At 69.8% G+C, this 24,243-nt stretch carries 26 protein-coding genes; 8 read left to right on the top strand and 18 right to left on the bottom strand.

Features of this window, described 5'->3' with window-relative positions; genetic code table 11:
* The 8 genes from ACIPXB_RS34155 to ACIPXB_RS34120 all read right to left on the bottom strand — a co-directional run.
* Positions 1–1,031 (bottom strand): RNA-guided endonuclease InsQ/TnpB family protein (locus ACIPXB_RS34155; RefSeq protein ID WP_401456366.1); only part of this gene is annotated, 1,031 nt, incomplete at its 3' end.
* A gap of 285 nt (positions 1,032–1,316) precedes the next feature.
* Complete coding sequence (locus ACIPXB_RS34150) at positions 1,317–2,078, bottom strand: glycerophosphodiester phosphodiesterase (protein ID WP_401456365.1); 762 nt, start codon at positions 2,076–2,078, stop codon at positions 1,317–1,319.
* Between the two features lie 201 nt (positions 2,079–2,279).
* A complete protein-coding gene (locus tag ACIPXB_RS34145; protein ID WP_401456363.1) occupies positions 2,280–2,708 on the bottom strand; it encodes a hypothetical protein in 429 nt (142 codons plus the stop codon).
* Positions 2,709–2,779: 71 nt separating this feature from the next.
* On the bottom strand, positions 2,780–3,220 hold the full coding sequence (locus ACIPXB_RS34140) for a hypothetical protein (protein ID WP_401456360.1): 441 nt from the start codon (positions 3,218–3,220) through the stop codon (positions 2,780–2,782).
* Positions 3,221–4,097: 877 nt separating this feature from the next.
* Positions 4,098–4,886, bottom strand: coding sequence for a helix-turn-helix domain-containing protein (locus ACIPXB_RS34135; RefSeq protein ID WP_401456377.1), 789 nt, complete (start codon positions 4,884–4,886; stop codon positions 4,098–4,100).
* Positions 4,887–4,929: 43 nt separating this feature from the next.
* Entirely contained in the window at positions 4,930–5,454 is a 525-nt protein-coding gene (locus ACIPXB_RS34130) for a DUF6879 family protein (protein WP_401456357.1), read from the bottom strand.
* On the bottom strand, positions 5,438–5,644 hold the full coding sequence (locus ACIPXB_RS34125; RefSeq protein ID WP_401456354.1) for a hypothetical protein: 207 nt from the start codon (positions 5,642–5,644) through the stop codon (positions 5,438–5,440). The genes ACIPXB_RS34130 and ACIPXB_RS34125 overlap by 17 nt, the downstream gene beginning before the upstream one ends.
* A 227-nt stretch (positions 5,645–5,871) precedes the next feature.
* Positions 5,872–7,542 (bottom strand): fumarate hydratase, encoded by a 1,671-nt coding sequence (locus ACIPXB_RS34120; protein WP_401456351.1) that lies wholly within the window; start codon positions 7,540–7,542, stop codon positions 5,872–5,874.
* 146 nt (positions 7,543–7,688) lie between these two features.
* Here ACIPXB_RS34120 and ACIPXB_RS34115 point away from each other — a divergent pair, with 146 nt between their 5' ends.
* Both ACIPXB_RS34115 and ACIPXB_RS34110 read left to right on the top strand, forming a co-directional pair.
* Positions 7,689–8,417 (top strand): DUF1707 domain-containing protein, encoded by a 729-nt coding sequence (locus tag ACIPXB_RS34115; protein ID WP_401456348.1) that lies wholly within the window; start codon positions 7,689–7,691, stop codon positions 8,415–8,417.
* A gap of 178 nt (positions 8,418–8,595) precedes the next feature.
* A complete protein-coding gene (locus tag ACIPXB_RS34110) occupies positions 8,596–8,991 on the top strand; it encodes a WhiB family transcriptional regulator (protein ID WP_401456345.1) in 396 nt (131 codons plus the stop codon).
* Between the two features lie 158 nt (positions 8,992–9,149).
* Here ACIPXB_RS34110 and glpX read toward each other — a convergent pair whose 3' ends face one another.
* A complete protein-coding gene (glpX, locus tag ACIPXB_RS34105) occupies positions 9,150–10,181 on the bottom strand; it encodes a class II fructose-bisphosphatase (protein ID WP_401456344.1) in 1,032 nt (343 codons plus the stop codon).
* 182 nt (positions 10,182–10,363) lie between these two features.
* Between glpX and ACIPXB_RS34100 the strand changes: the two genes are divergently transcribed.
* The gene (locus ACIPXB_RS34100) at positions 10,364–10,879 is read left to right on the top strand and encodes a DUF4245 domain-containing protein (RefSeq protein ID WP_401456375.1); all 516 of its coding nucleotides are present in this window, start codon (positions 10,364–10,366) and stop codon (positions 10,877–10,879) included.
* 103 nt (positions 10,880–10,982) lie between these two features.
* Here the strand turns inward: ACIPXB_RS34100 and ACIPXB_RS34095 are convergent, their stop codons facing one another.
* The 4 genes from ACIPXB_RS34095 to ACIPXB_RS34080 all read right to left on the bottom strand — a co-directional run bounded on the left by ACIPXB_RS34095 (position 10,983) and on the right by ACIPXB_RS34080 (position 14,660).
* The gene (locus ACIPXB_RS34095; protein WP_401456343.1) at positions 10,983–11,573 is read right to left on the bottom strand and encodes a malonic semialdehyde reductase; all 591 of its coding nucleotides are present in this window, start codon (positions 11,571–11,573) and stop codon (positions 10,983–10,985) included.
* 100 nt (positions 11,574–11,673) lie between these two features.
* Positions 11,674–11,937: an exodeoxyribonuclease VII small subunit gene (locus ACIPXB_RS34090; protein ID WP_401456340.1), complete on the bottom strand. Its 264-nt coding sequence runs from the start codon at positions 11,935–11,937 to the stop codon at positions 11,674–11,676.
* Between the two features lie 98 nt (positions 11,938–12,035).
* Entirely contained in the window at positions 12,036–13,244 is a 1,209-nt protein-coding gene (xseA, locus tag ACIPXB_RS34085) for an exodeoxyribonuclease VII large subunit (RefSeq protein WP_401456339.1), read from the bottom strand.
* A 9-nt stretch (positions 13,245–13,253) separates the two neighbouring features.
* Positions 13,254–14,660, bottom strand: coding sequence for an APC family permease (locus ACIPXB_RS34080; protein WP_401456338.1), 1,407 nt, complete (start codon positions 14,658–14,660; stop codon positions 13,254–13,256).
* An 86-nt stretch (positions 14,661–14,746) separates the two neighbouring features.
* On the opposite strand from ACIPXB_RS34080, the gene ACIPXB_RS34075 reads away from it, so the two are divergent.
* Together ACIPXB_RS34075 and ppgK are read left to right on the top strand one after the other, a co-directional pair.
* On the top strand, positions 14,747–15,742 hold the full coding sequence (locus tag ACIPXB_RS34075) for a 4-hydroxy-3-methylbut-2-enyl diphosphate reductase (protein WP_401456336.1): 996 nt from the start codon (positions 14,747–14,749) through the stop codon (positions 15,740–15,742).
* Positions 15,743–15,760: 18 nt separating this feature from the next.
* Positions 15,761–16,513, top strand: coding sequence for a polyphosphate--glucose phosphotransferase (gene ppgK, locus ACIPXB_RS34070; protein WP_401456335.1), 753 nt, complete (start codon positions 15,761–15,763; stop codon positions 16,511–16,513).
* 80 nt (positions 16,514–16,593) lie between these two features.
* On the opposite strand, the gene ACIPXB_RS34065 is transcribed toward ppgK, so the two are convergent.
* On the bottom strand, positions 16,594–16,980 hold the full coding sequence (locus ACIPXB_RS34065; protein ID WP_401456332.1) for a DUF6542 domain-containing protein: 387 nt from the start codon (positions 16,978–16,980) through the stop codon (positions 16,594–16,596).
* 277 nt (positions 16,981–17,257) lie between these two features.
* Between ACIPXB_RS34065 and ychF the strand changes: the two genes are divergently transcribed.
* Both ychF and ACIPXB_RS34055 read left to right on the top strand, forming a co-directional pair.
* Positions 17,258–18,346 carry a redox-regulated ATPase YchF gene (ychF, locus tag ACIPXB_RS34060; RefSeq protein WP_401456330.1) on the top strand — a complete coding sequence of 363 codons (1,089 nt, stop codon included), beginning with the start codon at positions 17,258–17,260 and terminating at the stop codon, positions 18,344–18,346.
* Between the two features lie 424 nt (positions 18,347–18,770).
* Positions 18,771–19,907, top strand: coding sequence for a Fic family protein (locus tag ACIPXB_RS34055; RefSeq protein ID WP_401456328.1), 1,137 nt, complete (start codon positions 18,771–18,773; stop codon positions 19,905–19,907).
* A gap of 352 nt (positions 19,908–20,259) precedes the next feature.
* Here the strand turns inward: ACIPXB_RS34055 and ACIPXB_RS34050 are convergent, their stop codons facing one another.
* A complete protein-coding gene (locus tag ACIPXB_RS34050) occupies positions 20,260–20,568 on the bottom strand; it encodes a type II toxin-antitoxin system RelE/ParE family toxin (protein WP_401456325.1) in 309 nt (102 codons plus the stop codon).
* Positions 20,561–20,830 (bottom strand): type II toxin-antitoxin system Phd/YefM family antitoxin, encoded by a 270-nt coding sequence (locus tag ACIPXB_RS34045; protein WP_361278718.1) that lies wholly within the window; start codon positions 20,828–20,830, stop codon positions 20,561–20,563. The genes ACIPXB_RS34050 and ACIPXB_RS34045 overlap by 8 nt, the downstream gene beginning before the upstream one ends.
* 109 nt (positions 20,831–20,939) lie before the next feature.
* On the opposite strand from ACIPXB_RS34045, the gene ACIPXB_RS34040 reads away from it, so the two are divergent.
* Positions 20,940–23,123, top strand: a complete 2,184-nt coding sequence (locus tag ACIPXB_RS34040; RefSeq protein WP_401456322.1) for a DEAD/DEAH box helicase — start codon at positions 20,940–20,942, stop codon at positions 23,121–23,123.
* 506 nt (positions 23,124–23,629) lie between these two features.
* Here ACIPXB_RS34040 and ACIPXB_RS34035 read toward each other — a convergent pair.
* Together ACIPXB_RS34035 and ACIPXB_RS34030 are read right to left on the bottom strand one after the other, a co-directional pair.
* Complete coding sequence (locus ACIPXB_RS34035) at positions 23,630–23,890, bottom strand: Txe/YoeB family addiction module toxin (protein ID WP_401456372.1); 261 nt, start codon at positions 23,888–23,890, stop codon at positions 23,630–23,632.
* Positions 23,887–24,144, bottom strand: a complete 258-nt coding sequence (locus ACIPXB_RS34030) for a type II toxin-antitoxin system Phd/YefM family antitoxin (protein ID WP_401456319.1) — start codon at positions 24,142–24,144, stop codon at positions 23,887–23,889. The genes ACIPXB_RS34035 and ACIPXB_RS34030 overlap by 4 nt, the downstream gene beginning before the upstream one ends.
* Positions 24,145–24,243 lie beyond the last annotated feature (99 nt).

Below are 24,243 nucleotides of genomic sequence, written 5' to 3'. Positions count from 1 at the left end.
TCCATGGTGGTGTGCGCGGGGTTGACCAGGTGCACGGTCCTGCCGTGCTTGCGGGCCATCTCGATCAGAGCCGTCCTGGTGGCACCGATCGCGGCGTCCGCCGCTTTGCGCGCCATGGTGGACTTCGCGAGGAAGGCCGGCTTGAAGTCCTCCACCGCCAGGTGGTCGAAGTCCCGGACGACGCGCTTGGCCCATTTACGGCCGGTGTCCTGCCGCTGGCGGGCGATCTTCTTCGACACCTTCGCCGCGGCCTTGCGGGCCTTGCGGTAGCCGCCCGTGTCGGGCCGGTTCTTCGGCGTCGCGCGGCGGGCCATCATCCGCTGGTGGCGGGCGAGGTTCTGCGCGGCCGTCCTGCCGTGCTGGGCGTGCGGGAGGTCGTGGGCGTCGGAGGTGGTGGTGGCGGTCTCCTTGATGCCCCAGTCGATACCGATGGCGCGGCCGGTCTGCGGCAGGGCGTCGGTCACCGTGGCGACCACGAACGAGCAGTACCAGTGCCCGAGGCTGTCGCGGTACACCCGCACGCTGGACGGGGGCTGGGGAAGGTCCCGCGACCACACCACCGTCAAGGCGATCCCGCCCGCCAGGTGCAGACGGCCGTCCTTGACCCGGAAGCCGCGCTGCGTGTAGTTCAGCGTGGGCAGCGCCTCACGCTTCTTCTTGACGCGGGGCATCCCGGCCCGCTGCCGCACCGGCAGCTTCGCCTTGATGTCCTTGAGCGCCTTGGCCCGGGCCCTGGCGAAGTCCCGGATGATCTGCTGCTGCGGAACGCTGGACCCCTCGCGCAGCCACACCATCGACCGCCGGGCCTCGGTCAGCATCCTGTCCAGCTGAGCCGGGCCGCACGTCGCCTTCTGCTCCGCGGTCCTGTTCAGGCCGTGGACCTTGCGGGACATCGCCACGCACTCGTTCCACACCCAACGACACCGCGCCCACTCGTCCTCGAGCCGGCTGAGCGCGGTGGACGACATGCGCAGCCGGTAGGTGTACCGGGCGTGCCCGGCCACCTCGTCGCCCACCGCTGATGCCGTCATGCTGATCAACCTATAAGGCCCCACTGACAACGGAAGAAAGTGCAGGTCAGGACAGATGTGCAGAGAACTCCGCCGCTTCGCGGCTCCGCGCCAGGGATCCATTCCTCCCCGCCCTCAAGGGCGGAGCCTCCTGGAAGAAATCCGGTGAACTCCTGTTTCCGGCTCGGCTGTTCGGTTACGGCAACAGCCTCGCCGGACGCCGCCCGGCCCACCATCTGCCGATCGGCCGGACCCCGGGCCCGCCGGGCCCGGCCCGTACGCCGATCGGCGGAGCGGAGCCGGGGGTCAGCGGGTGCGCAGGTACGCGCGCACCTCACGGGGCCGGTTGGTGATCAGCGTGTCCACGCCCAGCCGCAGGCACAGCTCCACGTCCTCGAACGCGTCCACCGTCCACACCCGCACCCGCAGCCCCTTGGCGTGCAGCCGCGCCACCAGGCCCGGGTCCTTGCGCACGAGGTCGATGCCGGGACCCGCGTGCCCGGCGAACGGCGGCCGCGGCGGCCGGGCCCGGCGCTCGATCAGGTAGACGGCGGGCAGGCCCGGCGCGAGCCGGTGCAGGCGGGTCAGCGCGGTGCGCGAGAAGCTCATCACCTCGACGCGGCCGCCCGCGCCGTCGGCGAGCCCGTACTCCTTGAGCACCCGCACCAGCTCGGCCTCCAGCCGGCCGCCGGCCCGCGTGGGGTGCTTGGTCTCGACGGCCAGCCCGACGGGCCGGTCGGCGGCCAGCGCCTCCCGGAGCAGGTCCTCGAAGAGCAGCACCCGCGACCCGCGGTGCGCCTCGCCCTTCCAGCCGCCGAAGTCGAGCGCGGCCAGCTGGTCGTACGTCATCGCCGATACGACGCCCCGCCCGTCGGAGGTCCGCTCCACCCGCCGGTCGTGCACGCACACCAGCCGCCCGTCGGCACTGAGCCGCACGTCGCACTCCAGCGCGTCGGCCCCGTCGGCGATGGCCTGGCGGTACGCGGCGAGGGTGTGCTCGGGGTGCTCGTGGGAGGCCCCACGGTGGGCGATCACGCGGGTGGCGCGGGCGGTGGCGAGAAAACTCATGCCCCGACGGTAACCGGCCCGCCGCCACCCCGGGTGCAGCGTGCCACACGCCCGGCCGAACAACCGGTGACGTTCCACGACGACCGGCTGGCGACGAGGGGCAGCGAGCCGCGCGCCCCCGTGTCCGGCAAGGACGCGGGAGTTTTCCGTGTTCCGACGTTCCGACGTTCCGACGTTCCGACGGAACGGGCGGGGTGGTGGTCACGCGGTGTAGAGCGCAGGGCGCTCCGCCACCTGGTCCGGGGTGAGCCCTTCCACGGTGAGGTTGCCCGTCCAGAGCTGGTCGCGGTTGGCGTACGTCGTCTCGAACAGGACGCGCTTGCCGCCGGGTTCCAGCTTCCAGCCCTGGTCCTGGAACTGCGCGATGCGGTCGCTGCCGCACACGAACGCCCGCGTGGCCTGGGTGAGCACCCATTGGGCGTGCTCGGTCTCGTCGGCCGTGGCCCGTCCGCAGTTGCGGGCCATCTGCCACAGCCGTCCCCACTCGACGCCTGGAGTCAGCGGGCCGACGACGGCCACGTCTCCGATCTGCCGCTCGTCGAGGTGGTGTGTGGCGTAGCCGAAGACCACGCCGAACAGGGCGAACACCGTGACCCTGCCGCTCCCGGTCAGCCCCTCGTCGGATGTCATGGGCGGTACCTTCGCTCAGGGGAGGTCCCGGGCACTTGTGACGTGCCCGGGTTCTCCTTCGTTCGAGGGGTTCAGCAGCCGTCGCCGTCGCCGCAGCAGGCCGGGGGGTTGCAGTCCTTCGCGGAGCCCCACAGCCGGTTGTCGACGTAGAAGCCGGCCGCCTCGATCCGCTCCACCACGGAGCCGATCAGGGGACGGGTGCGGACCGTGGCCTTCGGTTCGTGGTGCAGGAAGTAGCCGAACTGTTCCTGACACCACGCGGCGTAGGCCGTGGTGTGGAGCGCAAACGAGTGCCATCCGGGATCGACGGTGGTCGAAGGGGTCATGTCGAACGCGCGGGTTTCACCCATGACCTTGAGGAAGGCCAGGGCCTGGTCCACGATCGCGCGGGCGACGGACAGTTCGTGTCCGTACTCCTCGGCGCAGAACTCGGACACCTTCTCGAACAGCTCGGGACTGACAAGGTCCCGCCCGTGCCGTAAGGCGACGGGGCTCTCAACCGTGATCGTCATCGTGAGATTTCCTCTCTCGGCGATTGGGGGTGAGGGGCGTCGGGCCCGCCGCCGCTACGCGGCGGGCGGGGGCGGGAACTGGCCTCCGCCGGTCCCTCCGTCTCCCGACTTGTCTCCGGGGTCGTTGCGCATGCGTGCACCTCCTTTCGGCTGTGCGTCTTGCTGCCCGCCAGCAGCGGGCGGAAGGCCTGGGAGTGGGTGCCCCGGCTTCCCCGGGTCCGGAGCGATGCCCTCACCGCCCAGGGCGGCACCCCAGCCAAGGGGGCGGACCGGGGGGAGAACCTGAGCACGTCAACTCAGACGGGACACGCCCTGTCCCTGTTCAAGCCTTGTCCGGTCGGGGGCTTACCTGTCTCACGTCGGGAGGTGGGGACGGAGACAGGAGTTCTGTCGGCGCCTCAGTGCGCCGAGGGCAACCGAAGAGCTGCGGCGATCTGCTCAACCGCGTCGGTCGGAAGCTTCCCGAAGTCCACGTACGCGCGTCCGGTGCTGGTGACGGAGGGCCTGACGCCGCACCACGCGGACTCAGGGAGACCGAGGGCGGCGAGGGCTGCGCGGATGGACTCTGAGGCGTTCTCGGCCCGGTCCCACGCGTCTCTCCAGGCCTGCATCTCCATCACGCGGCCACTCTCTGACCGGGGCACTCCGCAGCGTGCCGGTAGATCACCACAGGCGGGCCCGAAGCCCGCTCGATGGTTCCTCGGCGGACGGGGTCGAGAGGCTTGACGCCCCGCAGGCAGGCCGAACACTTTTGTCCCGGGGGTGCGTAGGTCACGTACTCCCACTCGTCCGTCTTGGTTGCCATTGCGCACCCCTTCGCCGCTGTCTCCGGGAACCGACAGCAAATGATCCCGTGGAGCGCGTAGCGAACCGAGACTTATTCGCGTTGTCGGGTAAAGAGCGTCGACCAGTCGGAGAGCAGTCGCCGGAAGTCATCCCCGAACACGGCGTGCGCCTCGTACCTTTCGAAGTCTTGTCGGTACGCTTCCACGTCCCTTTGGTCGCGCAGGATGAGGGCGCCAGTGCCAGTTTCCACAGTGGCCAGTCTCCGGTCATAGACCGTGAAGGTGTTCAAGGGTCGCTCGGGAATGTAGCCATCCAGCGGGATCACGCCTAGCCGTACGTTCGGAATGCGTGAGATAGAAGCTAGCCAGTCAAGTTGCATTGCCATGCCAAGGGGCGGGAGTAGCGGCCACCTAATGGCCTGTTCCGTTAGTAGGAACGTAAAGAACTTTGACGAGTCCCGTAGGATGCTTTGGCGTTCGAGCTTCTTTGCCACAATCTTGGACTGGTCGCCGGAAACATCTGCGATGCTTGCGCGTACGTACTCGGGTGTGGCTAGCAAACCGGTAATCATGGAGAGCAGGAAGAACCGAAACTCCGTCGACGCTGCTTCAAGTCGCGCCAACTCGTTCTGCTTCTTATCGAGCCCTCGGCGACGCGAAGACCAATGGTCTTGCCACTCAGTGTTTGCCGAGCGGGCTAGAGACAGCAGCTCTTCGGCTATCGGTCCGCCGGCTTCGAGCGCTTCTAGGATCAGCTCCACATCGACAATTGCAGGCGTGAGCTTTCCACTCTCGATGTTGCTGATCTTTGTTTGCGACATGTTGCAGCGGCGGGCGAGCCAGGTCTGTGTCTTCCCGGCTCGCTTCCGCAGCGTACGCATAGCTTCGGCTAGGTCTGACCTGGACTGGCCTAGCCGGTCAGGCTCAAGCGTCAAGGCCCTTCACGTACTCCTCGAAGGGCACCGACTCGCTGACCGCGATTCGTTGGTACTCGATGAACGGGGACACGTCCCCTTCGAATGCCTCGCGGCTGATCTGACGCCCATCTGCGTAGTAGTTCATCAGCACAACCTCGGAGCGGTCGAACAACCAGAAATCCTGAATCCCTCGCAAGGGATTCTCTCGGTTGGTCACATCGAGAATACGGATCTCCTCACCGGCCAGGGCGTGCGGTGCGTAGTACTGAGAGAACTCGAATCGCAGGTAATCCGAGAGTGGGCGGGTCACGATGTGCACACGCCCCTGTGAGCGTCCTTCGGTCACCTGTCGCGCTAGGCGGTCGGTGTACTCGTTTGAGACGCTCTCGGGGTCAATGCGGGCCCCAGCCTTGAACGCCGCGAACTCTTCTGCTTCTTGCGGCATGAGGTACTGGGGCAGCGTCTCAAGCCTCCAGGCTTCCTGTTGGAAGTCTCGGAACTTCGCCTGCCAGGCATCACCATCCAAGAGCACGAACGGCCTCCCGCAGCACGCTTTCCGGGATCTCCACAAGCCCTTCCCCCTGCGGCGGCTGGAAGATGCTGGTTACGTCGCCCTGGACGACGAACGAGCCGCTGGCGGTGCGGTAGATGTTCGGGCAGTCGTCCTTGCCGCAGGTGCCGTTTCCGTTGCCGGTGAGCCGGGTCAGTTCCTCGCGGGCCATGCGAAACCCCCTTGTCCTGGCCCCGGTTGGGGCCTCGGGGAACGACGCTACGAGGGTTGCTCACGGGCGTCTATGCGGCATCGCCAATATTCGCGTTGTCGGGTAGACGATCTACGTCAGCGCTCGCGCGGCCCAGGGCGGCCCCCTGCGGGCTGGGGAGGGGCGGCACAGCAAGAGCCCCCGGCGGTTGGCGCCAGGGGCTCTCTGGGGGCGGGGGGAGTGCTGGGCTACGCCAGACCCGGGCCGCGCACCGGGATGCTGGTGAACGTCGGCTGCTCAGGTTCACGCGAGGTGAAGAAGTCGTTGCCCTTGTCGTCCACGACGATGAACGCCGGGAAGTCCTCGACCTCGATCTTCCAGACAGCCTCCATGCCGAGCTCCTCGTACTCGACGACCTCGACCTTCTTGATGCAGTCCTGGGCGAGACGGGCGGCCGGGCCGCCGATCGAGCCCAGGTAGAAGCCGCCGTGGGTGCCGCACGCGTCCGTCACCTGCTGCGAGCGGTTGCCCTTGGCCAGCATCACCTTCGAGCCGCCCGCCGCCTGGAACTGCTCGACGTACGAGTCCATGCGGCCGGCCGTGGTCGGGCCGAAGGAGCCCGAGGCGTAGCCCTCGGGGGTCTTGGCCGGGCCGGCGTAGTACACCGGGTGGTCCTTGAGGTACTGCGGCATGTCCTCGCCCGCGTCCAGCCGCTCCTTGATCTTCGCGTGCGCGATGTCCCGCGCCACCACCAGCGGACCGGTCAGCGACAGCCGGGTCTTGACCGGGTGCTCGGTCAGGGTCGCCAGGATGTCGTCCATCGGCTGGTTCAGGTCGATCGAGACCACGTCCGAGGACTGCGCGAGGTGCTCGTCCGTGGTGTCGGGCAGGAACCGCGCCGGGTCCCGCTCCAGCTGCTCCAGGAAGACGCCCTCTGCGGTGATCTTCGCGGTCGCCTGGCGGTCCGCCGAGCAGGACACCGCGATCGCGACCGGCAGGGACGCGCCGTGCCGGGGGAGACGGACGACGCGCACGTCGTGGCAGAAGTACTTGCCGCCGAACTGCGCGCCGATGCCGATCTTCTGGGTGAGCTCGAAGACCTTCTGCTCCAGGGCCTCGTCGCGGAAGCCGTGGCCCAGCTCGGAGCCCTCGCGCGGCAGCTCGTCCAGGTAGTGGGCCGAGGCGTACTTCGCGGTCTTCAGGGCATGCTCGGCGGACGTGCCGCCGACCACGATCGCCAGGTGGTACGGCGGGCAGGCCGCCGTACCCAGCGAGCGGATCTTCTCCTCCAGGAACTTCATCATCGAGGCCTCGTTGAGGACCGCCTTCGTCTCCTGGTAGAGGAAGGACTTGTTGGCGCTGCCACCGCCCTTGGCCATGAAGAGGAACTTGTACGCCCCGCCGTCGGTCGCGTACAGCTCGATCTGCGCGGGCAGGTTCGAGCCGGTGTTCTTCTCCTCCCACATCGTGAGGGGGGCCATCTGCGAGTAGCGCAGGTTCAGGCGCGTGTACGCGTCGTAGACGCCGCGCGAGAGCGCCGCCTCGTCGCCGCCCTCGGTGAGGACGTTCTGGCCGCGCTTGCCCATGACGATCGCCGTGCCCGTGTCCTGGCACATCGGCAGGACGCCGGCCGCCGCGATGTTCGCGTTCTTCAGGAGGTCGAGGGCGACGAACTTGTCGTTCGACGAGGCCTCGGGGTCGTCGATGATCCGGCGCAGCTGCGCGAGGTGGGCCGGGCGCAGGAAGTGCTGGATGTCGTGGATGGCCTCCTCGGCGAGCTTGCGCAGCGCCTCGGGTTCGACCTTGAGGAACGTACGGCCGTCCGCCTCGAACGTGGAGACGCCCTCGGACGTCACCAGGCGGTAGGGGGTCCGGTCCTCCCCCAGGGGGAGCAGGTCGGTGTACGCGAACTCCGGCATGTGGCCATTCCTCACTCGGCAGACGGCGCTGGCGACCAATTGGCAGCGCGGCTGTCCAGCGTAGGACCTGTCACCCGGGTCGTGTCTGTGAGGTAAGGCTCACCCAGCAGTATCGCGATCTATCGTGTTTGGCTATGCTGGGCGGCGTGGACCTGGAAAAGCACCCCGCCGCAGCACCCACCGCCGCCGCCGAACCCGCCGCACTGCGGGCCTCGGACGCCGACCGCGACCGGATCGCGCAGATCCTGGGCGACGCCGTCGCCGAGGGCCGGCTGACCGCCGAGGAGCACTCCGAGCGCCTCGACTCGCTCTATGCCGTCAAGACCGTCGGCGAGCTGGACCTGCTGGTACGGGACCTGCCCGCGCCCGGTGGCGCCCCGGCCGCGGTCGGCGCGGCCCCCGTCCCGCCCGTCGCCGCTCCGCCCGGCTCCGGGTACGTCGACAACGTGGTCGCGGTGTGCAGCGGCGCCGCCCGAAAGGGCCGCTGGCGGCCCTCCGCCCGGACCCGGGCCGTATCCGTCCTGGGCGACGTCTCCATCGACCTCACCGAGGCCGTCTTCGAGCAGCAGGTCATCGAGATCGACGTGACGTGCCTGCTGGGCAACGTCGAGATCCTCGTACCGGAGAACGTCACCCTCCGGGGGTACGGCAGCGGCGTCCTCGGCAACTTCGAGGTGCGGGGCGGCGGGCGCGGCGAGGGCCGGGGCGAGGGGCGCGGCGAAGGGGGCTCCGAGGGGCACGCCGAGGTCGATCCGCAGGCCCCCGTCGTGATCGTCCGCGGCTTCGCACTGCTGGGCAACATCGAGGCCCGGCCCAAGCTCGGCGCCCGCCTGGTCGACCTCGCGCGGCGGCTGCGGGGGCGCGGCGAGGGCTGAGCGGACGGCCGGCCGGGAGGGGTGGCCCGGTCGGGTGGCCCGGCGGGGCGGACGTGTTGCGGACGGTTGTGTTTCGGTCGAACTTCCCCGGAGCGGCACGCAGTGCATAGGGCCGCATGCAGCGGGTAGAGACAGGTGCATCGTCTCTCGCTCGCGAATACGTCGTCAGGAGTAGACCGTGCAGCATCCGCCGCATCAGTCCCTGCAGGTAGCCGCCGTACAGCGCGTTCAGGGTCTTGAGGCTCTGCCAAAGCCGCGGGTGCCGGCCAGGGAGGAGGACGGCCCATGGCACGCGGAGGCGGTGTGCCGCAGGGACGAGGCGGGGCTCTTCTTCGCCCCCTCCAAGGAGCCGACCGCGGCCCGGCTCTCCCGTGAGGAGGCCGCCAAGCGGGTCTGCGCGCGCTGCCCGGTGATGGTGGCCTGCCGCGAGCACGCCCTGCTCCAGCCCGAGCCCTACGGCGTCTGGGGCGGCCTGACGGCCGCCGAACGCCGCGTGGTGCTGGCGCGCCGCCGCCGCCGGGCGGCCGAGCTGCGCCAGGGCCAGGCCGCGGGGCCGGTCGCCGCCGCGGGCTGAGCCCCCGTACCGGCGCCTCAGGCCGGGGCGGAGTCCGAGTCCGCGCAGACGAGGAGGGGCGGTCCCGCCGCACACGGGAACCGCCCCTCTCGTCGTGCGGCGCGCGCCCTGCCGCTCGCGCGCGCCGCGGCCGCCGCGGTGGGCGGCCCGGGGGTGTCCTACTGGGCGCGGTCGAAGTCGACCGCGCTGTAGGCGCGCAGCTTCGAGAGCCGGTGGGTGGAGTCGATCTTGCGGATCGTGCCCGACTTCGAGCGCATGACCAGCGACGACGTGGTCGCGGTCTCCGAGCGGTAGTGGACACCGCGCAGCAGCTCGCCGTCCGTGATGCCGGTGGCGACGAAGAAGACGTTCTCGCCGGACACCAGGTCGTTGGTGTGCAGGACCCGGTCCAGGTCGTGGCCGGCGTCGAGGGCCCTCTGGCGCTCGGCGTCGTCCTTCGGCCACAGCCTGCCCTGGATCGTGCCGCCGAGGCACTTGATGGCGCAGGCCGAGATGATGCCCTCGGGGGTGCCGCCGATGCCGAGCAGCAGGTCCACACCGGTGCCCTCGCGGGCGGCCATGATGGAGCCGGCGACGTCGCCGTCGGAGATGAACTTGATGCGCGCGCCGGTCTCGCGGATCTCCTTGACGATGCCCTCGTGGCGCGGGCGGTCCAGGATGACGACGGTGACGTCCTCGGCGGCCATGCCCTTGGCCTTGGCGACCCGGCGGATGTTGACCGAGACGGGGGCGGTGATGTCGACGAAGTCGGCGGCCTCGGGGCCGGTGACCAGCTTGTCCATGTAGAAGACCGCGGACGGGTCGAACATGGTGCCGCGGTCCGCGGCGGCCAGGACGGCGATGGCGTTCGGCATGCCCTTGGCGTTCAGGGTGGTGCCGTCGATCGGGTCGACGGCGATGTCGACCTCGGCGCCGGTGCCGTCGCCGACCCGCTCGCCGTTGTACAGCATCGGGGCTTCGTCCTTCTCGCCCTCGCCGATGACGACGACGCCGTTCATCGAGACGGTGGAGATCAGGGTCCGCATGGCGTTGACCGCGGCCCCGTCCGCGCCGATCTTGTCGCCGCGCCCGACCCAGCGGCCGGCCGCCATGGCGGCGGCCTCGGTCACCCGGACCAGTTCCAGGGCGAGGTTGCGGTCGGGGGCTTCGGGCGAGACTTCGAGCTGGGGCGGCAGGTTGTGCTCGGTCATCGGAGCGCACCTTTCTGTACGACGACGGCCGGAGATGTGAGGGTGCTGGAACTCTATCGGTAGGTCGACATATTGAGCAGAGGGGGTCACGTATGAGCGCCGTATCGGTCATCGAACGGCCGGGTACGGACCCCTGCCCACGATCGCCGGGGGGCATGCGGGACGATGGGGGCGTGGCAGGTATGAAAGGCAAGCAGACGATCTGGGACATGGTCCGGTCGCTGGCGGTGATCCTGGTCGTCGTCGCGGGGATCTACATCTTCGTCCCGCACGACGAGGACGCCGACCCGACGCGCGTCGTGGACTACCGCGTCGAGACCCTCACCGCGCGGCGTGCGGCGCCGTACCCCGTGGCCGCCCCCGTGGGCCTGCCGCAGGAGTGGCGGGCGACCTCCGTCACGTACCAGCGCAAGAACGCCAACGCGTGGCACCTGGGCTTCCTGGACCCGGGCGACCAGTACGCGGCGGTCGAGCAGTCCACGGACCTCTCGCCGAAGTACCTGGCGAAGGTCACCCAGCAGGCCACCGACACCGGGCAGACGCAGGCGGTCGGCGATCTGGTGTGGCAGCGCTGGGACGGCGAGAAGTACGACGCGCTGGTGCGCAAGGAGCAGGACCACGTCACCGTGGTCACCGGCACCGCGGGCTTCGAGCAGCTGGGGAAGCTGGCGGCGGCGCTGGAGTTCAAGAAGGGCTGAGGTAGGCAGGTACCGCAGGTACGGCGAAGGCCCGCCCCCCTGGTGGGGGCGGGCCTTCGCCGTACCTGTGGTACCTGCGTGCGTGCAGAGTGCGCGCGAGGGCTCAGACGGTCGTGACGACCTGGTCGAAGTCCAGGCGCGGGGAGCGCGGGAACCAGGCGTTCTCGCCCGGCTTGCCGATGTTGATCACCATCAGCGGGGTGTGGTCGTCGTCCAGGAACTCCTTCTGGAGGCCGGCGAAGTCCAGGCCGGTCATGGGGCCCGCGGCCAGGCCGGCGGCGCGCACGCCCACGATGAAGTACGCGGCCTGGAGGGCGGCGTTCACCAGCGCGGAGTGCTCACGGGCCGGGCGCTCGGTGAAGAACAGGTCCTTGGCCTGCGGGAAGTGCGGCAGCAGGGCCGGGAGCTCCTCGTGGAACTCGTTGTCCGCGGCGAGGATCGCGACCAGCGGGGCGGCGGCGGTCTTGGCCTGGTTGCCTTCGGCCATGTGCTTCACCAGGCGCTCGCGGGCCTCGGCCGAACGGACCAGGGTGATGCGCAGCGGCGTCTGGTTGAAGGCGGTCGGGCCGTACTTGACCAGGTCGTAGATGGCCTGGACCTGCTCGTCGGTCACCGGCTCGTCGGAGAACGAGTTGGCGGTGCGGGCCTCGCGGAACAGGAGGTCCTGGGCGGCGGCGTCGAGAACGAGGGACATCGGAAAGCCTTCTTCCAAAACGGGTGGGTCAAGCGATGTCCCCGACTCTACGAGCCAAATAGATGAAAATTCAACTAAATCCCGTGGTTCGTGACCCGGATCACAGGGGCGTCCCCGGCCCGCTGCCCTTCCGGTCGCCGCCGGTGGGGCCGGCCTCCTCCGCCTCCCGGGCCGCCAGCGCGGAGTCCAGCCGGGCCCGGGCCCCCTCCAGCCAGTGCCGGCAGACCTTCGCGAGCTCCTCGCCGCGCTCCCAGAGCGCCAGCGACTCCTCCAGCGAGGTGCCGCCCGCCTCCAGGCGCCGCACGACCTCGATGAGCTCGTCCCGGGCCTGCTCGTACCCCAGCGCCGTATCCGACTCGGCCATTCCTGCCACCTTATGTGTGTAGTGCAATCAATTTGTTGCGTGCGTGTGAAAGCGCGCGGGCCGGCGCAGTCCCGCCGTCCGCCCCGCCCGCCCGGCCGCTACCCGGTGACCCGCACCGTGAACTCGCCCTGCGCCACCCGTGCCCGCAGCACCTCGTCGGGCCCGGCCTCCTCCGGCGAGCGCACCACGTGCCCGTCCGCCCGCTGGAGCACCGCGTACCCCCGCTCCAGGGTCGCCGCGGGGGACAGCGCCACCACCCGGGCCAGGGTGTGCGCGAGCTCGGAGTCGGCCCGGTCCAGCAGGTGCCCCAGCGTGCGCCGGCTGCGCGCCAGCAGCGCCGCCAGCTCGTCCTCGCGGGCCTCGGTCATCCGCTGCGGATGCGTGAACACCGGCCGTGCCAGCGCGTGCGCCAGCCCCCGCTCCTCCCGGTCCAGCAGCCCCCGTACGGCGCGCAGCGCGCGGCCCCGCAGCTGCTCCACCCGCTCCAGCTCCTCCCCGACGTCCGGGACCACCTTCTTCGCGGCGTCCGTCGGGGTCGAGGCCCGCAGGTCCGCCACCAGGTCCAGCAGCGGCGAGTCCGGCTCGTGGCCGATCGCGGAGACCACCGGCGTACGGGCCTCGGCGACCGTACGGACCACCTGCTCGTCGGAGAACGGCAGCAGGTCCTCCACGCTGCCGCCGCCGCGCGCCACGATGATCACGTCGACCTCGTCGAGCGCGTCCAGCTCCTTGACGGCCTGCACCACCTGCGGCACCGCGTGGACCCCCTGCACCGCCACGTTGCGCACCTCGAAGCGGACCGCCGGCCAGCGGCGCCGGGCGTTCTCCAGCACGTCCCGCTCGGCCGCCGACGCCCGCCCGACCACCAGCCCGATCAGCTGCGGCAGGAACGGCAGCGGCTTCTTGCGGTCCAGGGCGAACAGCCCCTCCGCCGCCAGGGACCGCTTCAGCCGCTCCAGGCGCGCCAGCAGCTCACCGATGCCCACCGGCCGTATCTCGGTGGCCCGCAGCGACAGCTGCCCGCGCGGCGCGTACCACTCCGGCTTGGCCAGCATGATCACCCGCGCGCCCTCCGAGACCGCGTCCGCGACCTCGTCGTACACCTGCCGGTAGCAGGTCACGCTCACCGAGATGTCGTGCGACGGATCGCGCAGCGTCAGGAAGACCACCCCCGCGCCCGGCCGCCGCGACAGCTGCGTGATCTGCCCCTCCACCCACACCTGACCGAGCCGCTCGATCCAGCCCCCGATGAGCCGGGACACCTGGCCGACGGGCAGCGGCGCCTCGGCCGACGTATTCAGACCCATGCAGGCAGGCTAACCGCCCGCACCGACAGTCCCCTTGGGATCGGCGGGAGGCGGCCCCGCGCGTCGCCCCCGCTGTGCCACCAGCACCACCAGCCCCACGGCCAGCCAGATCGCCCCCACCAGCTGCGCGGCGGGCGCGGCCTCGACGATCACCGCGACCGTGACGGCCGCTCCCAGCACCGGGACCAGCAGGTGCCGCCACCAGACGGGCGGGCCCGCCGCCCGGCGGACCACGAACCAGCCCACCACCGAGGCGTGCAGCAGCGTGAACGCCACCAGCGCACCGATGTCCACCACCGACACCAGGTGGTCCAGCCCGTCGTCGCGCCGCGCCGCCCACACCGCGGCCACCAGCGTCACCGCGGCCGCCACCAGCAGCGCCCGGCGCGGCGTGCCGCCCGAGGTGTGCGCCAGCGCCCGCGGCAGCCGGCCCTCGCGCGCCATCGCGAACAGCAGCCGGCCGGCCGCCGCCTGCCCGGCCAGCGCCGCGAACGCCGCCCCGATCGCCTTGCTGACCGCCACCAGGTCGTGCAGCCAGCCGCCGACCGCCGCGTCCACCGTGTCGTAGAACGCCGGCCCCTGGGCGCCCGGGTCGGCCGCCAGCTCCGCCGCCGTCACCGGCGCGAGCAGCGCCGCCAGGTAGGTCTGCGCGAAGAACAGCACCCCGGTCAGGCCCAGGCAGAACAGCACCGCCCGCGCCACCTTCGCCGAACCGCCGGTGACCTCCTCGGCGAAGGAGGCGATCGCGTCGAAGCCCAGGTACGACAGCACCGCCACCGACACCGCGCCCAGCACCGCCGCCACGGAGAACCCGAGCGAGCCGTCCCCGGTCAGCGGCGACAGCCAGCCGCGCCGCGCGCCGCCGCCCGCCAGCACGGTCACCGCCGCGACCACGAACACCACCAGGACCGCGATCTCCATCGCCAGCACCGCGAAGCCGACGCGCGCCGCCACCCGTACGCCCCAGAGGTTGAGCAGGGTCGTCACCAGCACCGCCAGCGCCGTCCACACCCACCGCGAGACCCCGGGGACCAGCGCGTTCATCGCGATGCCCGAGAAGAGGTACGCCACGGCCGGGATCAGCAGGTAGTCCAGCATCGCCATCCACCCGGCGATCAGCCCCGGCCCCTCGCCCAGGCCCTTGCGCGCGTACGTGAACACCGAGCCGGCCTGCGGAGCCACCCGCACCATCTGGGCGTACGAGAAGGCGGTGCACGCCATCGCGACGGTCGCCACGACGTACACGAGCGCGACCGCGCCGTGCGACCGGGCGTCCAGGGTGCCGAAGATCCCGACCGGGGCCATCGGGGCGATGAACAGCAGCCCGTAGACCACCAGGTCGCGGAAGCCCAGACTCCGCGAGAGCCGCCCGTCGGGGGCCCGGGCGGCCGTGGGGGATTCGGTGCCGGACGCCATCCGTCCTCCGAGCGACGCTGCGGACAGGTTTGCGATCAAGTGTGCGCCGACCGGGCGACGATCTGCCTGCTGAGGACCCCCGTACGATGGAGCACATGACTGCTCCCGCTTCCCGCCGTGTCCTGCTCGCCGCGCCTCGCGGCTACTGCGCGGGCGTCGACCGAGCCGTGATCGCTGTCGAGAAGGCTCTCGAGCAGTACGGTGCGCCGGTCTACGTCCGTCACGAGATCGTGCACAACAAGTACGTGGTCCAGACGCTGGAGAAAAAGGGCGCGATCTTCGTCGAGCGGACGGAGGAGGTGCCCCCGGGCAACATCGTGATGTTCTCCGCGCACGGCGTCGCCCCGGTCGTCCACGAGGAGGCCGCGCGCGGCAGGCTCGCCACGATCGACGCGACCTGCCCGCTGGTCACCAAGGTGCACAAGGAAGCGATCCGGTACGCCAACGAGGACTTCGACATCCTCCTCATCGGCCACGAGGGCCACGAGGAGGTCATCGGCACCTCCGGCGAGGCCCCGGACCACATCACGATCGTGGACGGCCCGCACGACGTCGAGAAGGTCACCGTCCGCGACGAGTCCAAGGTCGTCTGGCTCTCCCAGACCACCCTGTCGGTCGACGAGACGATGGAGACGGTCGACGCGCTGAAGACCAAGTTCCCGCTGCTGGTCTCGCCGCCGAGCGACGACATCTGCTACGCCACCTCCAACCGCCAGGCGGCGGTGAAGGTGATGGGCGCCGACTCTGACCTGGTCATCGTGGTCGGCTCGAAGAACTCCTCGAACTCCATCCGGCTGGTCGAGGTCGCCAAGGACGCCGGCGCCCGCGCCGCGTACCTGGTGGACTTCGCCAGCGAGATCGACGAGGCCTGGCTGGAGGGCGTCACCACGGTCGGCCTGACCTCGGGCGCCTCCGTGCCGGAGGTCCTGGTCGAGGAGGTCCTGGGGTGGCTGGCGGAGCGCGGTTACGCGGACGTCGAGCTGGTCAAGACGGCCGAGGAGTCGATCACCTTCTCGCTGCCCAAGGAGCTGCGCCGGGACCTGCGTGCCGAAGCGGCGGAACTGGTCGCCGGTCAGGAGTAGTTTTCGTACCGTATGTCCATGCAGACGCAGATCATGGGTGTGGACATCGGCGGATCCGGTATCAAGGGCGCTCCGGTCGACCTGGAGCGCGGAGACCTGGCGCGGGAGCGCCACAAAGTACTGACGCCGCAGCCGGCCACCCCCGAGGGGGTCGCCGGCTGCGTCGCCGAGGTCGTCCGGCACTTCGGGTGGACCGGGCCGGTCGGCGTCACCTTCCCGGGCGTGGTCACGCACGGCGTCACCCGAACGGCGGCGAACGTCGACCCGGGCTGGGTCGGCACGGACGCCGCCGCGCTGCTCTCGCGCGAGCTCGACGGGAGCCCGGTCACCGTCCTCAACGACGCGGACGCGGCGGGGATCGCCGAGATGACGTACGGCGCCGGGCGCGGCCGCGGCGGCACGGTCATCCTGCTGACCCTGGGCACGGGCATCGGCAGCGCGCTCTTCACGGACGGGCGGCTGGTGAGCAACAGCGAGCTCGGGCACCTGGAGCTCAAGGGCCACGACGCGGAGAAGCGGGCGTCGGTGAAGGCCAAGGACGACGGCGACCTCAGCTGGGAGCGGTGGGCCCGGCGGCTGTCGCGGTACCTGGAGCACGTGGAGATGCTCTTCTCGCCCGACCTGTTCATCCTCGGCGGCGGCGTCAGCCGGCGGCCGGAGAAGTTCCTGCCGCTGATCGAGGGCGTGCGCGCCGAGATCGTCCCGGCGGCGCTGCAGAACAACGCGGGCATCGTGGGCGCGGCGATGGCGGCACAGGCGGCACAGAGGTGACCCCGCCCCGGGCCGCCAGCCCCTGGCCGGCCCCCTGGCCCCCTAGCCCCCTAGCCCTAGCCCCCTAGCCCCCTCGACCTCTAGGCCCGGCGGGGGACGCGGCGCCGCCCGATGAGCGCGGCCTTCCGGACGACGACGATCAGGGCGGCCAGGAGCGTCCCGGCGTACAGCCATCCGGCGTTCAGCGACAGCGCCGTGACCACGCCCATCAGCTGGCCCCCGAAGCCGCCCGACCCGCCCGCGAGGGGCCACACCCCGACCGCGAAGGCGATCGGGACGGCGATGGGCGCGGTGATCAGGTCGGCGGGGCGGACCCAGAGGGCGGTGGCGGCGGCCGCGGGCAGGAAGAGCAGCCCGTACCCGAGCATGGACGAATCGAAGATCAGCCAGTCGATGCCGGCGGCCAGCGCCATGGCGACGCAGGCGAACAGCCCGCCGCCGAGGCCGGTCAGCAGGGGCCGCGGCAACCGCCGGGCGGTCCCGGCGCCGGGACCGGAGCCCGGGCGGGGCCGCGCCGTCGGCCGGGGCCCGGGCAGCCCGCTCACGCCACGGCCGCCGGCGGCCGGCCCGCGCTGTGCCGGGGGCCGCTGTCGCTGCGCGGGGTGATGATCCGACCGCGTCCTGTATTGCTCCACCCCACGAGGCTAGGCGCCGCACCCCCTCGGAGCCCCGTGGGACACGCGTAAACTGTCTGACGGCCCGTGCCCGGGCCGTACCCTCCAGCAGCTACGGGAAGTCGCCAACGTGTCGCTCACGATCGGAATCGTCGGTCTGCCGAATGTCGGCAAGTCGACCCTGTTCAACGCCCTGACCAAGAACGACGTGCTGGCGGCCAACTACCCGTTCGCCACCATCGAGCCGAACGTCGGCGTGGTCGGCGTACCGGACCCCCGTCTGGCGGTCCTGGCCGGCATCTTCAACTCGCAGAAGCTCCTCCCGGCGACGGTCGACTTCGTCGACATCGCGGGCATCGTGCGCGGCGCGTCGGAGGGTGAGGGCCTGGGCAACAAGTTCCTGGCGAACATCCGCGAGTCGGACGCGATCTGCCAGGTCATCCGCGCCTTCAAGGACGAGAACGTCGTGCACGTCGACGGCAAGGTCTCGCCGAAGGACGACATCGAGACGATCAACACCGAGCTGATCCTCGCCGACCTCCAGTCCATCGAGAAGGCGATCCCCCGCCTGACGAAGGAGTCCCGCCTCCAGAAGGACAAGGTCGCCGTCCTCGCCGCCGTCGAGAAGGCCCAGGCCATCCTCGAGGCGGGCGACACCCTCTTCTCCCAGGGCATCACCAAGGGCACGGAGCAGGGCGACCTGCTGCACGAGCTGCACCTGCTCACCACGAAGCCGTTCCTCTACGTCTTCAACGTGGACGAGGACGAGCTGACGGACGACGCCTTCAAGGCCGAGCAGTCCGCCCTGGTCGCCCCGGCCGAGGCGATCTTCCTCAACGCCAAGCTGGAGGCGGACCTCGCCGAGCTGGACGACGAGGAGGCCCTGGAGCTCCTCCAGTCCGTCGGCCAGGACGAGCCGGGCCTGGCCACCCTGGGCCGCGTCGGCTTCGACACGCTGGGCCTGCAGACGTACCTGACGGCCGGCCCGAAGGAAACCCGCGCCTGGACCATCAAGAAGGGCGCCACGGCCCCCGAGGCCGCCGGCGTCATCCACACCGACTTCCAGCGCGGCTTCATCAAGGCCGAGGTCATCTCGTTCGCGGACCTGGTCGCATGCGGCTCGGTGGCGGAGGCCCGCGCGAAGGGCAAGGCCCGCATGGAGGGCAAGGACTACGTGATGCAGGACGGCGACGTGGTGGAGTTCCGCTTCAACGTCTGATCGCATTGACAAAGGCGGCCTGACCTGCGAGAAAGCAGGTCGGGCCGTTGCGCTGTCCGCAACAGTCCGCAGAACGGTTCGACCTGGCCCGGCTGCATCGCGCATTCGGGCTGAGGCGGCGTCCCGGACTCAGCCGGCCGTCGCAACACTCGGGTCCTGGTTGATGGTAAATGCTCTTTCGGTCGCCTCGACGTTCGCATGGCGCGCGACGCGCATGGGCGCCATGACCGCGGCCTGGGCCCCGTCTCCCGTCGGCCGTACCGCCATCGAGGCGCAGGCTGCCGCCGCCCCTGCCCTTCTCGCGGGCTCGACTTCCTCTTCGTTCCGGTGGAGGCTCGGCTTCGTTCCGGTGGAGGCTCGGCGTCGAGCTGTCGATGAGCGGTGACGCATTGACGTAATGTTTGCGTCAATCTATGGTGGGGGCATGCTCTTCCCCACGCCTGCTCTCAACGCCGAGGATCAGCGTGTTCTCGGTGAGATCGAAGATCTTCGTCGCTCGTTGCGCCTCCAGGTCCGGTCCACTCCGACGAAGTGGACCGAGGGGCTGCGCAAGTTCTTGACCGCGGATGCGGTGGCGGCCTCCAACTCGATCGAGGGCTTCAAAGTGTCCACGGTCGACGTCGAGGACCTTCTGGAGGGCGAGCGGGATGTCGACGTCTCCGAGGAGGATCGCGAGGAGACGCTGGCTTATCAGCGGATGATGACCTACATCCAGACGCTGCACGGTGTTGCGGACTTCCGGTACAGCAAGGAGCTGCTCAACGCGCTCCACTGGATGCTGCAGGGACACCGGCACACCCCGCGGAAGCCGGCGGGGCAGTGGCGCCGTGGAGCGGTGTACGTGACGGACGCCCGCGACCCCAGCATCGCGGCATATACGGCACCGGACGCGGCCGAGGTGCCTGCATTGACGGGTGAACTGGTCGAGTGGCTGAACACGGACGACGGCCCGCACCCGCTGGTGCGGGCCGCTATGGCGCATCTGCACCTTGTTGCCATCCACCCATGGGCGGATGGCAACGGCCGAATGTCCCGATCCCTTCAAACGCTCATGATCGCGAGACAGGGAGAACTGGCCCCCGAGTTCTCCTCGATCGAGGCTTGGCTGGGGCGCCCCGGCAATACCTGGGAGTACTACCGCGAGTTGCAGCGTCGGGGGGCCACCTACCGCCCCGACCAGGACGTCTCCGATTGGATCCGTTTCAACCTCACCGCGTACCACCAGCAGGCACAGACCGTACGCAATCGCCTGGATCGTTCGAGTCGGGTGTGGCTCCTGCTAGGTGAGTTCGCGGAGGACCGGGGGCTGGACGAGAGGGTGGTTTCCGCCCTGCACGACGTGGCGATGTCCGGGCGGGTACGTCGTACACGCTACGAACGAACAGAGGGCCTGAATCTGCAGCGGGCCCAACGCGACCTGCGGGACCTGGTCGCGGGCGAGGTCCTGACACCGGTCGGCCGCACCCGTGCCCGCTTCTACACTGCCGGACCCGCCTTTCCTGCGTCGGCTCTGGAAGCGGCTCGGACGCCGCTGTCGCTGGCTGATCCGTACACGCGCTGAGAGCATCTCGCCAACTGCCGAGTCAGTCGCGATGGCGGTGTGGAATGGGTGCAGTCGCGGCATGCGCGACTCCTACCTCTGCCCGTGCTGCGGGCACCGCGTGCTGGGCGCGGTGCCTGGCTCCGCCCCGCCGGTGCGCCATGGATTTCTCTGCTTCGGCGCACCCGGCCCAGTCCGCAGCCAGTCCGCAGGGCACTCGTGAAAGGTCATCGGGAGCCAACGCAGGCCATCGGAGAAAAAGCTGGTCAGGGCCCTGGATGGGGCTCCGCCGCAGGTCAGGATCAGGCTGCAGGCATTCCGCTTCAACGTCTGATCGCGTACCTGGAGGCGGCCTGACCTGTGGCGATGCAGGTCAGGCCGTTGTGCTGTCCGCAGTAGTCCGCAGAACCTGGAGCGGCTGCGTGCCGTAGACCGTGGAACGGTGTCCGACGTGTACGACCCACACCACCAGCTCCCCGTTGTCGATCGTGTAGACGACACGGCAGTCGCCGACCCGTAGGCGGCGGCGCTCGGGCTGGGATACGAGTGCGGTGGTGTTGAAGCCGAAGGGGTCGCTCTCCAGCTCTGTCAGTTTGGCCAGGATACGAAGCGCCATGTCACGCGGGATCTTGCGCAGCTCCGCCTGGGCCTCGGGCCGGAACACCGTGCGGTAGTCACTCACTGCGTGCCAGCGTCTCCCTCATCACGTCCTCGATCGGGACGCCGACGGCCGGGTTTGCCATGCGCTCGTCGATGATGCGGTTGATCTCGCGCTCTTCCCACTCCTGGTACTTGCGCAGCACCTCGATCGAGACCACTGCGGCTACCTGCTTGCCGCGGCGGGTGATGACAGTGGGCACGTCGTCGCGGTCGGCCCGTTCGACGACTTCGGCCAAGTGAGCGCGTACGTCGCGGATGGACTCTATGGGCAGCGGCTGAGTCATGACCCAAGGGTACCGAGTGTGCCATGTGTACACAATGTCTGCGGTCCCGGTCGGTGCCAGGGGCACCGGTGGCAGTATGCGGGGACACAGCGAGAGGGGCCGGGGCGGGATGGGGCGCAGTGAGCGGGAGGCGGTTGCCGCGGGAGCGCGGCTGTACGAGGCGGCGCAGGCGGTGGCCGGTGACCACGGGCGGGCTGTCGAGGTAGTCCGGGCGGCGCTGAAGCCGATCTGCGATATGGCAGCGGAACAGGCGCTCGACGCCATCCCAGTGGCCCGGCTGAAGGAGATTACCGAGGGGCGGCTGAGGCTCGGGGAGGTCGAGAGGAGCGGGCTGCGGTCGGTCCGGCAGGTGCTTGACGCCGGGTCCTACCGTTTGCGGCAGATTCCCGGCGTGGGACAGCGGACCGCTGATCAAGTCATCGCGGCGGCACGCCAGATAGCCGACGCCGTTCGGGAGACCATCGCCGTCCACATCGACGTGGATCGGCCGGAGCCGCGAACCACCGCACTCGTCATGGCCCTGCATGTGCTGGTGGAAGCGGGCCCCGATGCGCGGCGAGCCGCCGACACGGCCGTGGCTCTCACGGAGCGGCTCGGTCCGCTGCTGGCCGAGGCCAAGCCGGCCGCCGGGCGGCTGCGGATGCTGCTGGTGGGGCAGCCCAAACGAGTTCGGGCGCTGGAGGCCGTCGCAGAGGTCCGCAGGCTGACCGAGGAAGCAACGCGGGGCGGTGTGCCGGAGCTGCTCGCACAGGCATCGGTCGATCTGCTGCGCGGTACCCCTACCGAGGTTGCGGCCTGGGTCGACTTCGAGCTGCGTTCCGCCGAGTACTACAGCCTGCTCGCGGAGATCTCCGGCCGCAGACCTGATGCGGCCGCCGCCGAGGGGTTCCTGCCTGACGAAGTTGCCGAGCGGGTCCGCGACCAGATGCTTGATGACACTCACCGGCGGGTGTCGCTGCGGGGCTATCAAGCCTTCGGGGCTCGCTTCGCCCTGGCGCAACGCAAGGTGATCCTCGGTGACGAGATGGGGCTCGGCAAGACCATTCAGGCCATCGCCGCTCTGGCTCATCTCGCAGCCGAGGGGAACAGCCACTTCATGGTCGTCTGTCCGGCCAGCGTTCTGATCAACTGGACACGGGAGATCGAGGCCCGCAGCAAGCTGCGCGTGATGCCTCTTCACGGCCCCGACAGGCAGGAAGCGTTCGCAGACTGGAAGGGCCGGGGCGGCGTAGGTGTGACCACCTTCGACGCCTTGCGTGGTTTCCCGGCCCCCGAAGGCGGCGAGGTGGGGATGCTGGTCGTGGACGAGGCACACTACGTGAAGAATCCGAAGACCCGCCGCTCCCAGGCCGTGACCGAATGGTCCGGGCACTGCGAACGCGTTCTCTTCATGACCGGCACGCCCATGGAGAACCGAGTGGCCGAGTTTCGCAGCCTTGTGCAGATTCTCCAGCCGCACCTGGCAGGGGCTGTCGGTGACCGTGACGGAGTGGCCGGTTCCAAGGCATTTCGGAAGGCCGTCGCCCCGGTCTATCTGCGCCGAAACCAGCAGGACGTTCTGACCGAACTGCCCGCGCTCCAGCACACGGACGAGTGGGAGGAGCTGAGCGCCTCGGACGAAGACGCCTACCGCGAGGCCGTGCGCGCCGGCAACTTCATGGCGATGCGCAGAGCGGCGTACGCGCGCCCCGAGAAGTCGGCCAAGCTGAACCGGCTGCGCGAGATCGTCGAGGACGCCGCCGAGAACGGGTTGAAGGTGGTGGTGTTCTCCAACTTCAGAGACGTCCTTGGAACGGTGAAGGGCACGCTGGAGGGCGCGTGGAGCGATGGCGGCGGTCAGGTGTTCGGTCCGATCTCGGGAAGCGTGCCGCCCGCGCGCCGTCAGCAGCTGGTGGACGAGTTCGCCGCCGTGCCGGGGCACGCGGTGCTGGTGGCGCAGATCGAGGCGGCGGGGGTGGGGCTCAACATGCAGGCCGCGTCCGTCGTGATCATCTGTGAGCCTCAGATCAAACCGACCATCGAGCACCAGGCGGTGGCGCGGGCCCACCGCATGGGGCAGGTGCGCTCGGTACGGGTGCACCGGCTGCTCGCCACCCGCGGGGTGGACGAGCGGATGGTGGAGATGCTGAAGAACAAGACCCGTCTGTTCGACGCGTACGCACGTCGCAGCGCGGTCGCCGAGTCGACGCCGGACGCGGTTGACGTTTCGGATACGTCGATGGCCCGCCAGATCGTCGAGGAGGAGCAGGCGCGGCTGGGAGCGGTCCGCAAAGAGTCCGCAGGACACCCGTAAGCGACCGTCGGGACCCAACGAACGTCAACGGGGAAATGCCTGGTCAGGGCGTTGCGTGCGGCTCCGTCGCAGGTCAGGGCCGGGGCTCAGGCATTCCGCTTCAACGTCTGATCGCCCGCCCAGAGACGGCCTGACCTGCTGATATGCGGGTCGGGTCGTTCTGCTGTCCGCAACAGTCCGCAGGACCTTGCTCTGGCGCCGAGGGGCCCCGCCGTAGGGGCATGCCCCTATCCGAGGTCGTTCCCGAAGAGGATTCCCTCCGGTAGGCGATCGTCGTCCGGCAGGCGCGGTACATGGTTCGGGGCCGTGCGTGCCGGGCGCGGTTGGAGGCACGGCGCATTCGCCCGGCGACGTGCTCGCCATAGCAGCGACGGCCGGCGAGGAGTCCAGGGCGGCACCCCCCCGACTGTGCTCCGCCCTCGAGTAACGCAAGAGGCGGATCCCCCCCGGTCGCCGGGCACGGGGATCCGGCTCTCGGGCCACGGTCGGCGACTCGCATCGCCCGGTCAACTCTCGTAGTGGTAGCGGCACTGGGCGATCAGGGCCGAGTCGTCTGTGACCTTGTAGATGAGTCGGTGCTCGTCATTGATTCGGCGTGACCAGTAGCCCTGGAATCCGTGTTTGAGCGGCTCCGGCTTGCCGATCCCTTCGTTTCCGTTGCGCATGACATCGGCGATGAGTGTGTTGATCCGCTTGAGGATCTTGCGGTCCTGGACCTGCCACCACAGGTAGTCCTCCCAGGCTCGGGAGGCAAAGGTGATCTTCACTCCGGGTCCGTCAGTTCGCGTACGGTCCCGCCGCCATTCTCCAGTTCCTCGATCGAGGCGAGGAGGCGGCGCGCGTTCCCGGGGCTGCGGAGGAGGTAGGCGGTCTCCTTGAGGGATTCGTAGTCTTCCAGGGAGACGATGACCACCGGCTCGCGTCCGGCGCGAGTGATCACTATCTCCTCGCGGTCGTCCGTGACCGCGTTGAGTACTTCGGCGTACCGTGCGCGGGACTCCGAATAGGTCATCGTCTTCATGGTCAGCTCCTTCTAGGTACAGGAAATTGTACGTTTGGTGTTGCGTGCCGACAACTGTCCACGGGCGTCTGGCTGTGTGTCGAAAGGGTCGTCGTGTTC

The organism is Streptomyces sp. NPDC090022 (genome assembly GCF_044748145.1).
In the GTDB taxonomy this organism is placed as follows: Bacteria; Actinomycetota; Actinomycetes; order Streptomycetales; family Streptomycetaceae; genus Streptomyces.
Note: the sequence above shows the minus strand (reverse complement) of the source record. Positions and strands in the feature narration are given on the sequence as shown.